Source organism: Halorussus rarus (assembly GCF_003369835.1).
GTDB classification, from domain to species: domain Archaea; phylum Halobacteriota; class Halobacteria; order Halobacteriales; family Haladaptataceae; genus Halorussus; species Halorussus rarus.
Genome location: NZ_QPMJ01000001.1, coordinates 927,956 through 941,633 on the forward strand (window position 1 = coordinate 927,956; position 13,678 = coordinate 941,633).

At 70.2% G+C, this 13,678-nt stretch carries 14 protein-coding genes; 7 read left to right on the forward strand and 7 right to left on the reverse strand.

Annotation, left to right across the window (positions count from 1 at the left end; all coding sequences use genetic code 11):
• The first annotated feature begins 109 nt into the window (after positions 1-109).
• From DVR07_RS04680 to DVR07_RS04690, 3 genes are all read left to right on the forward strand, one after another.
• Positions 110-2,518 carry a DNA topoisomerase VI subunit B gene (locus tag DVR07_RS04680; protein ID WP_115795593.1) on the forward strand — a complete coding sequence of 803 codons (2,409 nt, stop codon included), beginning with the start codon at positions 110-112 and terminating at the stop codon, positions 2,516-2,518.
• Positions 2,515-3,606 (forward strand): DNA topoisomerase IV subunit A, encoded by a 1,092-nt coding sequence (locus tag DVR07_RS04685; RefSeq protein ID WP_115795594.1) that lies wholly within the window; start codon positions 2,515-2,517, stop codon positions 3,604-3,606. Before DVR07_RS04680 ends, DVR07_RS04685 begins: the two co-directional genes overlap by 4 nt.
• A gap of 114 nt (positions 3,607-3,720) precedes the next feature.
• Positions 3,721-3,930 (forward strand): TOBE domain-containing protein, encoded by a 210-nt coding sequence (locus DVR07_RS04690; RefSeq protein ID WP_115795595.1) that lies wholly within the window; start codon positions 3,721-3,723, stop codon positions 3,928-3,930.
• 42 nt (positions 3,931-3,972) lie between these two features.
• Here the strand turns inward: DVR07_RS04690 and DVR07_RS04695 are convergent, their stop codons facing one another.
• From DVR07_RS04695 to DVR07_RS04715, 5 genes are all read right to left on the reverse strand, one after another.
• Positions 3,973-5,004: a zinc ribbon domain-containing protein gene (locus DVR07_RS04695; protein WP_115795596.1), complete on the reverse strand. Its 1,032-nt coding sequence runs from the start codon at positions 5,002-5,004 to the stop codon at positions 3,973-3,975.
• A 130-nt stretch (positions 5,005-5,134) separates the two neighbouring features.
• Positions 5,135-5,581 (reverse strand): hypothetical protein, encoded by a 447-nt coding sequence (locus tag DVR07_RS04700; RefSeq protein WP_115795597.1) that lies wholly within the window; start codon positions 5,579-5,581, stop codon positions 5,135-5,137.
• A 70-nt stretch (positions 5,582-5,651) separates the two neighbouring features.
• Positions 5,652-5,990 carry a hypothetical protein gene (locus DVR07_RS04705; protein WP_115795598.1) on the reverse strand — a complete coding sequence of 113 codons (339 nt, stop codon included), beginning with the start codon at positions 5,988-5,990 and terminating at the stop codon, positions 5,652-5,654.
• A gap of 66 nt (positions 5,991-6,056) precedes the next feature.
• Positions 6,057-6,818: an MBL fold metallo-hydrolase gene (locus DVR07_RS04710; protein WP_115795599.1), complete on the reverse strand. Its 762-nt coding sequence runs from the start codon at positions 6,816-6,818 to the stop codon at positions 6,057-6,059.
• Between the two features lie 106 nt (positions 6,819-6,924).
• Positions 6,925-7,659, reverse strand: coding sequence for a class I SAM-dependent methyltransferase (locus DVR07_RS04715; protein ID WP_115795600.1), 735 nt, complete (start codon positions 7,657-7,659; stop codon positions 6,925-6,927).
• 125 nt (positions 7,660-7,784) lie between these two features.
• Here DVR07_RS04715 and DVR07_RS04720 point away from each other — a divergent pair, with 125 nt between their 5' ends.
• Complete coding sequence (locus tag DVR07_RS04720; RefSeq protein WP_115795601.1) at positions 7,785-8,762, forward strand: sodium:calcium antiporter; 978 nt, start codon at positions 7,785-7,787, stop codon at positions 8,760-8,762.
• Positions 8,763-8,788: 26 nt separating this feature from the next.
• Here the strand turns inward: DVR07_RS04720 and DVR07_RS04725 are convergent, their stop codons facing one another.
• Both DVR07_RS04725 and ligA read right to left on the reverse strand, forming a co-directional pair.
• The gene (locus tag DVR07_RS04725) at positions 8,789-9,307 is read right to left on the reverse strand and encodes a hypothetical protein (protein WP_115795602.1); all 519 of its coding nucleotides are present in this window, start codon (positions 9,305-9,307) and stop codon (positions 8,789-8,791) included.
• A gap of 109 nt (positions 9,308-9,416) precedes the next feature.
• A complete protein-coding gene (ligA, locus tag DVR07_RS04730; RefSeq protein ID WP_115795603.1) occupies positions 9,417-11,213 on the reverse strand; it encodes an ATP-dependent DNA ligase LigA in 1,797 nt (598 codons plus the stop codon).
• Between the two features lie 396 nt (positions 11,214-11,609).
• Here ligA and DVR07_RS04735 point away from each other — a divergent pair, with 396 nt between their 5' ends.
• Genes DVR07_RS04735 through DVR07_RS04745 form a run of 3 tightly spaced genes read left to right on the forward strand, consistent with a single transcriptional unit; the run spans position 11,610 to position 13,632 of the window.
• The gene (locus DVR07_RS04735) at positions 11,610-12,587 is read left to right on the forward strand and encodes a hypothetical protein (protein WP_115795604.1); all 978 of its coding nucleotides are present in this window, start codon (positions 11,610-11,612) and stop codon (positions 12,585-12,587) included.
• On the forward strand, positions 12,588-13,040 hold the full coding sequence (locus DVR07_RS04740; RefSeq protein ID WP_240318850.1) for a CopD family protein: 453 nt from the start codon (positions 12,588-12,590) through the stop codon (positions 13,038-13,040).
• Positions 13,033-13,632, forward strand: coding sequence for a hypothetical protein (locus DVR07_RS04745; RefSeq protein ID WP_115795605.1), 600 nt, complete (start codon positions 13,033-13,035; stop codon positions 13,630-13,632). The genes DVR07_RS04740 and DVR07_RS04745 overlap by 8 nt, the downstream gene beginning before the upstream one ends.
• Positions 13,633-13,678 lie beyond the last annotated feature (46 nt).

Sequence of the window (13,678 nt, forward strand, 5' to 3'; positions counted from 1 at the left end):
GGCGGGGCGCCCCGATTTCGTATATCCAAAGCCGGTTTGTTAATGGTTTTTACTTCCGCTCTGGCACCGAGAAGCCTTTAACATCCACGCGGCTACGGGGTACCACAGAATGCCATCTATCCAGTCGACGCTCGGCGAGGAGGAGGGGATCGCCGAGGAACTGGCCGAGAGCCAGCGCCAGATCTCCATCGCCGAGTTCTTCGAGAAGAACAAGCACATGCTCGGGTTCGACAGCGGGGCCCGAGGGCTAGTGACCGCGGTGAAGGAGGCGGTGGACAACGCGCTGGACGCGACAGAGGAGGCCGGCATCAAGCCCGACATCTACGTCGAGATCGACGACTCGGGCGACTACTACACCCTGATCGTCGAGGACAACGGGCCCGGCATCACCAAGGAGCAGGTCCCCAAGGTCTTCGGCAAGCTGCTGTACGGGTCGCGGTTCCACGCCCGCGAGCAGTCCCGGGGCCAGCAGGGTATCGGCATCTCCGCGGCGGTCCTCTACTCCCAGCTCACCTCCGGCAAGCCCGCCAAGATCACGAGCAAGACCGAAGGCGGCTCCGAGCAGTACTTCGAGCTCATCATCGACACCGACGAGAACGAGCCCGAGATCAAGGACGAGTCCGACACCCCGCCCGCGGGCAAGCACGTCAACGACACCCACGGGACCCGCATCGAGCTGGAGATGGAGGCCAACATGCGGGCCCGCCAGCAGCTCCAGCGGTACGTCAAGCATACGGCGGTCGTCAACCCCCACGCCCGCATCGAGTACCGCGAGCCCGGCATGGACGAGCCCCAGCAGTTCGAGCGGGCCGAGGGCGCCGAACTCCCGGCCGAGACCGAGGAGATCCGCCCGCACCCCCACGGCGTCGAGCTCGGCACGGTGCTGAAGATGCTCGCGAGCACCGACTCCCACAGCGTCTCGGGGTTCGTCCAGGAGGAGTTCACCCGAGTCGGCCGCAAGACCGCCGACTCCATCCTCGACAACTTCCGCGACCGCCACTTCGGCCGGGAGGCGTCGTGGCGGCCGCCCCAGAACCACGAGAAGGCCGACCTCGCGCGTGCGGTCGCGAACGCGGTCTCGAACAAGGGCAAGGACGCGACCGCGGCGTTCGGCGACGAGGTGGCCGAGAAGGTCGTCGCCCGCGACCGCGTCGCCCACCACGAGCTCGTCGAGATCGTGGCCGAGACGGCCGAGGATGTCGGCGAGGACCACGGCGCGACGTTCGGCGACACCGTCCAGGAGAAGGCGGTCGCGGCCGCGTGGGCCGAGCTCACCGACGACCGGACCGCCGACCTCTACCGGCTGGTCGACAAGGCCACCAGCACCCGGAAGGACGATGAGACCGTCCACGGCATGGCCGAGCGCCTCGCCAAGCGGTTCGAGAAGGGCCGCGAGCGCGACCGCGCGACCCACGACGAGGTCCGAACGTACGTCGACAAGGCCGCCGACCAGACCGAGGAGTACGACGACGCGACGATGGGCGACACCGCCCGCGAGAACGTCGTGATGGAGGTCTGGAACACGATGGTCACGATTCCCGACGCCGTCCCGAAGGTCCGGGAGTTCGTCGACGACCGGGACATGTCCAGCGACCTGCTGGCGGCGATGACCGAGACCGACATCATCGCGCCGCCGACCAACTGCCTGTCGCCCATCACCGACGAGCTCGTCGAGGCCGGCCTCCGGAAGGAGTACGACGCCGACTTCTACGCGGCCTCGACCCGCGACGCCGACGTCCACGGCGGCGACCCCTTCATCGTGGAGGCCGGCATCGCCTACGGCGGCGAACTCGAGGCCGACGGCCAGTCCGAGGTGCTCCGGTTCGCCAACCGGGTCCCGCTCGTCTACCAGCGCGGGGCCTGCGCGACGACCGACGTCGTGAAGTCCATCGGCTGGCGCAACTACAACCTCGACCAGCCCGGCGGCTCGGGCATCCCGAAGGGCCCGGCGGTCATCATGGTCCACGTCGCCTCGACCAACGTCCCGTTCACCAGCGAGAGCAAGGACGCGGTGGCCAACGTCCCCGAAATCGAGGACGAGATCGAGCTCGCCATCCGGGAGGCGGCCCGCGAACTCAAGTCGTACCTCAACAAGCGCAAGTCGCTGCAGAAGCGCAAGAAGAAGCAGAACGTCATCGCCTCCATCCTGCCGAAGATGGCCGAGAAGCTGGCCGACGTGACCGAGCAGGGCGAACCCGAGTACGAGGACGCGCTGGCCCGCATCATGAACAACGTGCTGGTCGAGCGCGAAGTCGAGGACGGGAAGGTCCGCCTCGTGATCGAGAACCACACCAGCACCAACGAGTCGCCGGAGGTGACCGACATCGTGACCGCCGAGCCGACCGCCCTCTCGGACGGCGCGACCGCGGTCGACATGGACGGCGAGTGGTTCGTCAAGTGGTCGCCGACCGTCGAGAGCGGCGACGAGGCCGTCCTCGAGTACGAGATCGACGGCGACGCGGAGTTCGACGTCAGCATCGACGGAGTCGAAGACCCCAAACTCACCATCAACCAATGAGCGCAGACAACGAAGCCGAAGCCCAGGAGAAGCTCATCGACCTCGCCGCGGAGTTCTACGACCAGTTCCAGCGGGGCCAGATCCCCGAGATGTCGGTCCCCACCCGGACCAAGAGCAACATCGTCTTCGACGAGGAGGAGGACGTCTGGGTGTACGGCGACCGCGAGAGCACCCGGAGCGCAAACAGCGTCCGGGGCGCCCGTAAACTTCTCAAGGCGATATACACTATCGACTTCCTCTCCGAGCAGCTCGACCAGGACCGCTCGTCGACCCTGCGTGAGCTCTACTACCTCAGCGAGAGCTGGGACGTCGACGAGGCCCAGTTCAACTCCCAGGACGAGTCGAACCAGCTGGTCGAGGACCTGGAGATCGTCTCGGAGGTCACTCGCGAGGACTTCCACATGCGCCCGGAGGAGTCGGGCGCGAAGGTGATGGGGCCGCTACTGCTCCGCGAGCAGACCAATCGGGGCGACAGAGAGATTCACTGCCAGGACGACGTGGGGCAGGGTGGCTATCAGATTCCGAACAACGTCGACACCATCGAGTTCCTCGACAACGACGCCGACTTCGTGATGTGCGTGGAGACGGGCGGCATGCGCGACCGGTTGGTCGAGAACGGCTTCGACGACGAGCACGACTGCATCGTCGTCCACCTCGGCGGCCAGCCCGCGCGGGCGACCCGCCGGCTGACCAAGCGCCTCCACGACGAACTAAACCTGCCGGTAACGGTGTTCACTGACGGTGACCCGTGGTCGTACCGCATCTTCGGGTCGGTGGCGTACGGCTCCATCAAGTCGGCCCACCTCAGCGAGTACCTCGCCACCCCGGAGGCCGAGTTCATCGGCATCCAACCCGAGGACATCGTGGAGTACGACCTGCCGACCGACCCCCTGAGCGACTCGGACGTCAACGCCCTCGAGAGCGAGCTCGAGGACCCGAGGTTCCAGACCGACTACTGGGAGGAGCAGATCGAGATCCAGCTCGACATCGACAAGAAGTCCGAGCAGCAGTCGCTGGCGTCCCACGGTCTCGACTTCGTGACCGAGACGTATCTACCCGAACGCCTCGAGGAGATGGGCGTCCTCTGAGGGCTCGCATCGAGATGGCGTTCGGGTCGATGCAACCCGAACGCCTCGCGGAGATGGGCGGCCTGTAACCCGCGGCCGCGACCCTTTTGAACTGGTTCGTCGTATCCCGCGCGTATGGCACTCAGCGCGCGCAACCGGCTCGCGGGAACGGTCGAATCGGTCGAGAGAGAGGGACTGATGGCGGAGGTCGCCGTCGAGGTCGACGACGGCCAGACGGTCACGGCGGTCATCACCGCCAGCTCCGCCGAGCGCCTCGGCCTCGAGGAGGGCGAGGAGGTCAGCGCGGTCGTCAAGGCGACTGAAGTGATGGTGGAGAACCGGTAGCTCCCGGTATCGAACCGCACCAGGGAGTCCGACGACCGCCGCCTACAGTTCCCGCTCGACCTCGGCGGTCGTCGCCTCCCCGCGCGCCCCCTCGAACGCGAAGTCGTCGGTGAAGGGGTCGCCCTGCGCGCACGACCGACAGTAGCAGTTCTCGCCCCGCTCGTCGACCGCGACCGGCACGCCCGCGACGAACAGCTTCTCCGCGAACGTCCGCCTGACGCCGGTCCCGACCGGCCGCGAGCAGGCGGTGCAGGGCACGTCTGGCGCGTCGACGACCTCCTCGTCGGTCGTGCGGACGCGGCCGAACTTCGTGACCTCTTCGCGCTCCTCCAGGCGTCTCCGGACCGGCGGCAGCGCGAGCAGCGCACCCGCGAGCAGCGCGAGGCCGATGAACACGGTCTTGACGCCCGTCGCGTCGCCGAGCATCCCGAGACCGACGAGCGCGAGGACGACGCTGGTCACGAGCGATCCGGGATTACCGAGCAGCGAGTCGTCCGACTCGTCGTCGGCTTCACCGTGCTCGGGGTAATACGCGTCGTGGTTCCCGTCCGCGCCGTAACTGGTCCCGGAGTTCGTCTCGAAGCGCCCTTCGCTGCCCGACACGTCCCGGACCGTGCCGTCGTCGCGCAGTTCGACGCGGTCGGCGCCCGGCGCGTAGCTGTACCACGCGTAGATGGCGTTACCGATTCCCCACGTCAGCGGGAACAGCACCGCGTGGACGATGACCGACCCGAACCCGCGGTCGACCATCACGACCCGGTCGCCGTAGTCGCGTTCGAGCTCCCAGCCGTCGACGGCCCTGTCCTCGATGCGGCGCTGGAACGCCGAGCGGCTTCGGCCGGCGGTCGAACCCCCCGCGGAGCCGGTCCGGCGAGCGTGGGACCCGGTGGTCCCGGCACCACGACCGGCTTCCCGCGCGTTCGGCCCGGTCGCCCCGCCGGTAGCGGGGCCGGTCGCGGCCTCGGTCGCCGTCGGCTTCCCCACGTCGGCGCCGCACTGCGAGCAGAACGCGTCGTCGGGCGACAGCGACGACCCGCACTGCGAACAGAAGTTCGGAGCTGTGCGAGGACCCATACTCGAACCTACGTCCCGGAGGCCAAGTAGATTGTGCCGAGCGCGAGCCGTCGTCGGCCGCGGGCCTCACCGCGAGAGGCGCCACCGCCGGACACTCGGCGGGCCGGCCGACGCTTCGATGAACGTTGACTCACTCGTCGTCGAACCAGGCGTCGAGCAGCGACTCGACCGCCTCGTCCTGCGAGCGGACGTGCTCGCGCTCGGGGTCGCTCCGGAACTCCAGCGGTCGGAGGTCCCGGACGGCGACGCGCTCGGCGTCGAGCCGGGCCGCCGCGGCGACTTTCTCGTCGTCCAGGGCGAACGGTCGGCCGGACTCGCCGCGGCCCTCGCGGGCGACGAGCGTCCGGGCGTCGTCGAGGACGTCGACGCCGTCCTCCCAGCAGTCCCGACAGCACCGGAACGCGAGGGTCCCGCTCCTGTCGCCGATGTCGGTTGGGGCGAGCCCGCCGCGCATCGCCGCGCCCCAGACCAGGCCCAGCGAGTCGACCACGACGTGCCGGTCCTCGTCCCTCCCGCAGGCTGCGCAGACTGCGAGCTCGTCGGCGTAGGGCCAGTCGTCGGGCGGTTCGGCGTCCATGCGAGACGGTTGACGGCGACGTGATGAAAAATCTACCTTTCTTGTCCGTCGAGCGGGGTCGACGGCTCGGTCACCGGAGCAGCACCGCGAGCCCGACCAGCGGCCAGGCGACCAGTCCGAGCCCGTAGAACAGGAGTTTCGCCCTGATCGAGTAGTTCGACCCAGACCCGGGCACCAGTTGCATCCCCTCCGCCGTCGTACCCACGTCGGCGTCCTCGGCCGCCTCGACGCCCGCGGCAGGCGCCGGGCCGGCTTCGGCGGCCCCGAGGACGACGAGCATGACGCCCGCGCCCGCCAGCAGGAGCAGGGTGAGCCCCGAACTGAAGGCGAAGTACGCCGCGCCGACGGTCAGGGCCGCGCCGAGGAGGGTGTACTGGAGGAGCAGGGCGGCCAGGGCGTGCCAGTCCATGCACTCGGGTACAATGCAGATGACACATAAAGGTTTGCGTCGAGTGAAGCGCGGACGGGCCGACGTCTACTCGTCGAGCACGACCGGGACGCCGCGGCCGGCCACATCGGCCGCGAAGGCGCCCGAGTCGGCCTCCAGCGCCTCGAAGGTGTTGTAGTGGACGGGCAACACGAGGTCGGGGTCCATCGCGCCGGCGAGGTCGGCGGCTTCCCGGCGGTCCATCGTGAACGACCCGCCGATGGGCGGGCAGAACAGCGAGACGTCGAGCTCGGCGTGGCCCGCCAGCGCGTCGGAGTCGCCGGGCCAGAACACCGTCACGTCCTCGGCGTTCCGACCCGGGAGCGTGAGGTGGTAGCCGACGCCGAACCCCTCGGGGTGGAAGGGTTCGCCGCTCGCGTCGGTGTGCAGACCGTCGGGCTCGTTGTAGCCGGGGATCGACCGGACGACCACCTCGCCGAACAGCCGGTCGTCGTCCTCGCCGACCCGGACGACGTCGTACGGGAGGTCGTCTAAGTCCTCGACGTCGCGGTCAATCTTCGGCGGGTAGACCGCCTCGTAGACGACCAGTGTGGCCTCCTCGCCGGCCACGCGCCGGATACCGTCGGAGTCGTAGTGGTGGTCGTGGGTCACGAGAACGAGGTCGCCGTCCTCGGGCCGGTAGTCCCGGGCCTCGGGGTGGCCGACGCCGGCCGAGTCCGGGCGCCACTCGCCGGTGAGGGTGCCGTACCGGCCGGGGTCGACGTAGACCACGGTGCCGTCCGGCGATTCGAGCCGGAGGCCGGCGTAGCCGAGCCACTCGGCGAGGAGTCCGTCGTGTCGGATCGTCATACCCCGTGGTAGCGGGCGGCGGGCCTAAACGGTTCGGCTTCGAGCACATGGCGGTGCCGATCTCCCGGCGAGCGCCGGTCGTTCTCGGCCCGGGCGGCCCGGTCGGTCAGTCCTCGCGCCGGAACGCCCGGACCGTGTCCCGGTCGGTCGACCGGCGCTCGACCTCCGCGAACCCGCGCTCGGTGAAGATCCGGTTCCAGTTCCGGTAGTACAGCGGGAACTCCCCGTGGACGTAGTTGATTCCCCGACCGGCCGCCGGCTCGTCGACGTCTCCGCCGTCCGGGGAGTCGACCGCCGAATCAGAGTCGGAGCCGGAGCCAGGATTGGAACCGGAATCGCCGCCGTTGGTGGCGTCGGCCGGGTCGGTCGACCCGGACTCGCCGTCCCGGTTCTCGTTCTCGACGGTGACCAGCAGGTCGTCGGTGACCCGGGCGAGTTCGTCGAACACGGCCTCGGAGTCGGGGTGGACGTGCTGGAGGGTCTCGACCGAGAACACGGCGTCGAACCGGCGGTCGTCGAACTCTTCGACGACGTCCTCGATGGCGGCGTGGTGGAAGGTCCCGTCCGCCGCGAGCTCGGGGTAGGCGTCGGCCATCACCTCGAACGCCTCGCCGTTTATCTCGACGCCGTGGAGGTCGTCGTAGCCGCGGTCCCGGAGGTGCGCGAGGTGCCGGCCCGAGCTACACCCCAGCTCCAGTACGGCCGCGTCGGGCCCGACGAACGCGTCGAGCAGCTCCGCGAGCAGTTCGCTGGTCTCGTCCGGGCCGTAGTAGGCGTAGTAGCGCGGCGAGTAGGCCCCGGACCGGTCGGCCCACTGTCGACGGACTTCGTTAGAATTCACTGCCGGCGAGACGGACCCCTCGCCTAAAGGTCCACCGGCCGGCGGCGATTCGGCGTCCGAGCGACCGGAGAACCCGCCTTCCCACCACCGGCCTTATCATCGTCGCTCTCGAATTCCGGGGCCACATGGTCGCCTCGCCGCTGATTCCGGTGGTCGTCTTCTTGGTCGGCATCGGGCTGGTGGTCTGGAGCGTCGAGGAGTTCGTCGAGCACGTCGCCGAGGCCGCGACCGGAATCGGGGTCTCGACGTTCCTGTTGACCGTGCTGCTGGCCGGCATCGACCTCGAGAACGCGGTGCTCGGCGTCGCGGCCGCGGCCGGCGACCTGCCCGACGTGGCGCTGGGCACCGTCTTTGGCGAGGCGGTGTTCATCCTCGGCGCGGCGGTCGGCCTCGCCGGCGTGCTGGTCCCCTTCGAGCAGTCGACGCCCCGGGGGTACCTGGCGCTGACCGCGGTCTCGCCCGCGCTGCTCGGTCTGCTCTCGCTCGACGGTCGGCTCTCGCGGTTCGACGGACTCCTGCTGGTGGTCGGGTTCGCGCCGCTGCTCTGGACGGTCTACCGGTGGGAGGCCGACCGGTCGACACGGTTCCTGGAGGCCGAGGACGCCGACGAGTTCGAGGACGGCGATGAGTCCGACCGCGACGAGGACGAAACCGACGACCGCGACCTGGTCGAACTCGGAATCGTCCTGCTCACGGTGGCGGGGATGACCGCGGGGTCGGAGCTGGCGGTGACCGGCGCACGGGACGTGCTGGCCATCTTCGACCTGCGGGGGCTGGCGTTCGGCGCGACCGTGATGAGCTTCATCGCAAGCCTGGAGGAGATCCTGCTCACGGTCGAGCCGGTCCGGGAGGGCCGGCCCGCGGTCGGCATCGGCAACATCGTCGGGAGCATGCTGTTCTTCGTCACGGCCAACGCGGGCGTCATCGCGCTCGTCCACCCGTTGACGCTCTCGGGCGCGGTGTTCGCGGTCCACTGGCCGTTCTTCCTCGGGTCGCTGGCGCTGGTGCTGGCGTTCCTCTTCCGGGGGTCGGTCGGCCGACTCGAGGGCGCGGTGCTGCTCGCGGTGTACGCCGCGTACTGGGTCGCGATATACGCGTTCTGACGGTCGGCGCACCCTCGACGCGTCGGTCACCAGTCGCGCACGACGGCCCCGCCATCGTCGACGAACTCGACCGGGACGCCGCGCTCTCGCAGGAGCCGCGTCGCCGCCTCGAACTCGGCGTCCGCGTAGGAGAGCGTCCGGGAGGGCATCAGGACGTACCGGCGCTTGACGTCGCCGCCGCGCCAGTACCGGACGACGAACCGCGGCGGGGAGAACCGGGCCTCGCCCGCGTAGGCCTCGACCGCCTCCACGTCGTACAGCGGGATGCGACTGTCGCGAGTGACGTCCCGGCGAGCGCTGAATCGGCGGCCGGCGACGACCGCCGCCGCGACCGCGACCACCCCGAACGCGAGCGCGTCCCAGTCGCCGCGGGCGAGGACCCGGCCGGCGGCGACGGTCAGCGCGGCGTAGACGGCGAGATAGGCGGCGAGCAACAGTCTGTTGCCCTCCCAGTAGCGAAGGACGTGGCTCGCCAGCCCCGACTCGATGCGGAGCTCGTCGTCGGTCAGGACGCACCGGCCGCGCCGGGTCCGGAAGCTCGCCACGGTCGTCCCGTGGGCCTCCAGGTCGGAATAGCTTGCTGACGGCGGTGCCAGCGGCGGAACGTCTGCGTGTCGGCCTCTTTCGACTGTCCACCGAGTGCCGGCCGGCCGCTTACTGCTGCTCTGCGAGCCGCTCGACGCGCGACAGCGAGTCGGCGTCCTCGGGGTCCTTGTCCTCGCGCACCCCGAGGAACCGGGGGAACCGCAGCGCGTAGCCCGACGAGTAGGTCGGCGACGCCTGGATCTCCTCGTAGCCCACCTCGAAGACGACCGACGGGGCGATGTCGACCGCCTGGCCGTCCTGCGCCCGGACGTGGGGTTCGAGCAGTTCGGTCAGCTCCGCGAGCTCCTCGTCGGTGATGCCGGTCGCGACCTTCCCGAGCGTCTCGAACTCGTCGGCGTCCGCGCCCCCGTCGTCGACGCGGGCCGAGAGCAGGAACGTCCCGAGGAAGCTCGCCCGCCGGCCCTCGCCCCACTCGGCGCCGGTGACCACCAGGTCGAGGGTCTCGACGTCGGGCTTGCGCTTGAGCCAGTGCTTCCCGCGGCGGCCGGGCGAGTAGGTCGACGCGGGGTCCTTGAGCATGATGCCCTCGTGGCCGGCGTCGAGCGCCTCGGCCTCTATCTCGGCGATCTCCTCGGTGTCGTCGGTGACCCACAGCGAGGAGACCGTCGACCCGTCCGCCGCGCCGTCGCTCGCTGATTCGCCCGCTGCGTCGACGACCTCCTCGAGTCGGTCGTGGCGCTCGGTCAGGGGAACTCGGAGCAGGTCGTCTCCATCGGCGTGGAGGCAGTCGAACGCGAACAGGTCGAGTTCGACCGCCTCGCGGGCGGCCTCGACGTCGTGCTTCCGGCGGAACCGCCGCAGGACCTCCTGGAACGGCAGGGGCTCGCCGTCCTCGGCGGCGACCACCTCGCCGTCCAGGATCGCGGGCGCGTCGAGGCGGGTCTCGACCTGCTCGACGATCTCGGGGAGCGCGTCGGTCACGTCCTCCATGTTCCGCGAGAAGACGGCGACCTCGCGACGGTCGCCGTTTTCGCCTCCTGCCGCATCCGTCCCGCTCTCTGCCGCCTCGCCGCCCGCCCAGCCGAGGCCGTCCGGGTCGTAGTGAATCTGAACGCGCGCACCGTCGTACTTCCACTCGACCGCGGCCGCGTCCCAGTCGTCGAGCGCGTCGCTCACGGTGCCGGCCTGGGCCAGCATCGCCTGGACCGGCCGACCGAGTTCGAGGTCCATCGCGTCCAGGCCGGCCTCGCCCTCGTCGCGGGCGACGCGGGCGACGTCGCCGTAGTCGTTCGAAACCTGGAGCGCGCGCTCGACCGACTCGACCGGGACGTCGAACGCCTGCGCGGTGGCGTCCCGGACGGTGCCCTCGCCGACGCCGATGCGCATCTCCGAGAGGACCAGCCGGGCGAGGTACCGGGCCTCCGCCGAGCTCGCCCGGTTGAACAGCCCGAACAGGATGTCGATCTTCTTGTCCTGGCTGCCCGAGCCCGCGGCGGCCGCCAGCGCGTCGAGTTCGTCTGCGAGCTCCGCGACGGTGAGGTCGTTCCCATCTGCGCCGTCCCCGTCGCCTCCACCGGCGAACGCGCCGAGGCCCCGCTGGCCCCCGAAGTCGTAGCTCGCGGCCACCTCGCCGATGTCGCCCACCTCGGCGAGACGGGCCTCCACGTCGTCGGCCGAGACGTTGGTCCCGGCCGCTCGGGCGACGGCCTCGTAGCAGTAGTTCGGCCCGATGTCGAGGGTCCGGGAGGACCACGCCGGGAACACCCGGCCCTGGACGAACCGGGCCAGCACGGGGAGGTCGTCGTTGGCGTTCTCGAGGAGCGTCGTCACTCGCTCGACGATGTCGGTGTCGGCGCTCAGTGCCTCGATCTCGGCGGCCGCGTCGGCGAACTCCCCGAACTCCATCGGGCGAAGGTAGTCGGCACCCCGAATTAAACGGTTCGGGTTGGTCTGAGAGGTTCGTGACGCGGGGACGCTCGTGAATCTGTGACCGTGTAGGGGTTCAGGTAATTGAGAGCGGTGAACGCCGCGAGAACATCGAGAACGGTGAGACCCGGCGAGAGGCTAGCTACTGCCGTCACCTCTGTTACCGCAACCGCCCCGCACCGCGAGAGCCTCACACCTCCCCAGCCTCCTCGCTCGCTGCGCTCGCTCGTCCCTCGCGCGCTCGGCGCGGCACGGAGGCCGCGCCGGCACGCGCCGACGGACTTTGGTTCGGGGGAGCTCGGTCATCGGCGACGCCCCGTCCAGAGTTCTCCGGAGGACAACACTTTTCGCGCCGGCGTGAGCCAGTGACGGACGATGCCCTCCACTCCCGACGCGCCCGAGACCTCGCGGAACTCGCGGTCGTTCGGCACCCGGCTCCAGGTCGGTTGGGAGCGAGCGATGGCCAATCTTCCGCTGGCGCTCGTGCCCCTGCTGTCGAGCCTGCTCGCGCCGGAGAACGTCCGGCGGGTGCTCGCGGCCGAGGACCTCAACTTCGGCATCGCGTTCCGGTTCCCCGCCGCGCTGCCCGACCTCTGGTCGTTCGTGAGCCTGCCGAGCCAGCCGGCCGGCGTCCACGTCTCGCCGACGGTCTGGCTCCTGCCCGTGGTGATTCCCCTCCACGCCGCGCTGGTCGCGGGCCTCGTCGGGAGCGCCAGCCAGGCGATCCGCACCGGTCGGTACGACTTCTCCCAGAACGTCCGGCGGCACTTCGTCCCGGTGCTGGTGTTCGTCGCGCTCGTCCGCGCGGTCGGGTTCGGAGCCGTCACGCTCACCGCCCTCGCGCCCCCGTTCGTCCTCCTGACCGTCCCGCTCTTCCTGCTGCTGTCGTACCTCTTCTACGCGACGCCGTACCTGCTGGTGGTCGCCGACGACTCGGTCGGCGACGCGCTGGCCCGGAGTTACGACTGGGCGGTCGCGGGCGGTCCGTACCTCTCCTACGCCGGGGGCTACCTGCTCACGGTCGCCGCGGTCTCGGCGTTCGTCTCGGCCTTCGTTGTGAATCTCGGCGTCGTCGGCATCGGCGTCGGCGCGGTCGTCACCGCCCCGGTCGCGCTCGCGCTGACGTTCGCCACTACCGAGTTCGTCGCGGACCTCGCCGACGAGCGCGGGGCCGGGAGGGCTGACGGATACCCCGACGACGGCGGTCGCGGCGCGGCGGCTGACGACCGCTGGAGCGTCGACGAGTCCCGGGCAGACGACTCCGGTCAGGACCGCGACTCGGACCGGCACTCCGACGCCGATTCCGACGGGTCTGCGGACGCCGACTACTGGGACCGCCGGGAGGACGAGTAGGTGCTCGCGGTCCGCCTGCTCCACGTGCTCGCGATGGCGCTCGCCCTCGGCGGCGCGACCCTGACGTGGTGGGCGCTCCGGGGCGACTCCGCAGCGCGTGCGACCGCGCTGGAAATCGCGGCCGGCTACGAACGGGCCTTCTGGGCCGCGACGGGCGTCCTCGTGATGACGGGCGTCGGCAACCTCGGGAGCCTCGCGCCGTACGTCCCGGACCGAACGACGCCCTGGGGCACCGCGTTCGCGGTCAAGCTCCTGCTCGTGCTGGCGGTGCTGGCGCTCTCGCTGGTCCGGACCCTCGTCGTGGCTCGGTACCGCCGTGCAGCCGACGCGGCCGACGCTGGCGAAGCGACTTCCTCGAACTCAGCGACCGATACCCTTCGGACCGCCTACGGCGCGACAGCGCTGGCGCTCGCGGTGCTGGTCGCGCTCGCGGAGGTGCTAGCCCATGGGTGAGTCGACGGAGCGGTCGGATTCCCCGGCGTCCCAGACCGGGGCGGCGTCTTCCGACGACCGGCCGGCCCGGTCCGGCGGCGCGTCGTCACCGCTCGTGGACGGCGACTCGCTGGTCGTCTGGGCGCTCGCGTCGTTCCACACCGCCGCGCTGGTGGCGGTGCTGGTCGTCGCACTCTATCTATTCGGTCCGGTCAACTGGGCGCTCTCCGGACTCGGCACGGTCGAGGGCCTCGGTCTCTACCTCGCGCTCTGGGCGCTCACGTGGTGGGCCACTCGGGGCGTCGTTCGGGCGGTGGCCCAGGTCGAGGACGGCGCCGCGTTCGCCGTCCTCCGCGAGGGCGGCAAGTGGGGCGGCGTCATCGGGGCCTGCTTCCTCTGGGTGCTGCTGGCGGTCGCTGTGGTGCCCGGCACCGCGATCAGCGACGTCACCCTCGAAGGAATCCTCCTCTTCCTCTTCTACGGCGGCATCGGTTCGATACTCGCGCTCGGCGTCGGCGGCATCGTCGGCGTGCTGTTCGCGGCCCTCGACCTCGCGCTGTTCCGGATCGCCCGGTCGCTCTCGTCCGGTGACTCGTCGGCGTCTCGCGGGTGACCGACGGGTCAGGCCGACGCCGGGGACCGGAGCCGTGGCCCGTGGA

Excerpts from the sequence above, each read along its gene's own strand:
- DVR07_RS04680 (WP_115795593.1), top strand. The coding sequence starts at position 110 with ATGCCATCTATCCAGTCGACGCTCGGCGAGGAGGAGGGGATCGCCGAG.
- DVR07_RS04685 (WP_115795594.1), top strand. The coding sequence starts at position 2,515 with ATGAGCGCAGACAACGAAGCCGAAGCCCAGGAGAAGCTCATCGACCTC.
- DVR07_RS04690 (WP_115795595.1), top strand. The coding sequence starts at position 3,721 with ATGGCACTCAGCGCGCGCAACCGGCTCGCGGGAACGGTCGAATCGGTC.
- DVR07_RS04695 (WP_115795596.1), bottom strand. The coding sequence starts at position 5,004 with ATGGGTCCTCGCACAGCTCCGAACTTCTGTTCGCAGTGCGGGTCGTCG.
- DVR07_RS04700 (WP_115795597.1), bottom strand. The coding sequence starts at position 5,581 with ATGGACGCCGAACCGCCCGACGACTGGCCCTACGCCGACGAGCTCGCA.
- DVR07_RS04705 (WP_115795598.1), bottom strand. The coding sequence starts at position 5,990 with ATGGACTGGCACGCCCTGGCCGCCCTGCTCCTCCAGTACACCCTCCTC.
- DVR07_RS04710 (WP_115795599.1), bottom strand. The coding sequence starts at position 6,818 with ATGACGATCCGACACGACGGACTCCTCGCCGAGTGGCTCGGCTACGCC.
- DVR07_RS04720 (WP_115795601.1), top strand. The coding sequence starts at position 7,785 with ATGGTCGCCTCGCCGCTGATTCCGGTGGTCGTCTTCTTGGTCGGCATC.
- ligA (WP_115795603.1), bottom strand. The coding sequence starts at position 11,213 with ATGGAGTTCGGGGAGTTCGCCGACGCGGCCGCCGAGATCGAGGCACTG.
- DVR07_RS04735 (WP_115795604.1), top strand. The coding sequence starts at position 11,610 with ATGCCCTCCACTCCCGACGCGCCCGAGACCTCGCGGAACTCGCGGTCG.
- DVR07_RS04745 (WP_115795605.1), top strand. The coding sequence starts at position 13,033 with ATGGGTGAGTCGACGGAGCGGTCGGATTCCCCGGCGTCCCAGACCGGG.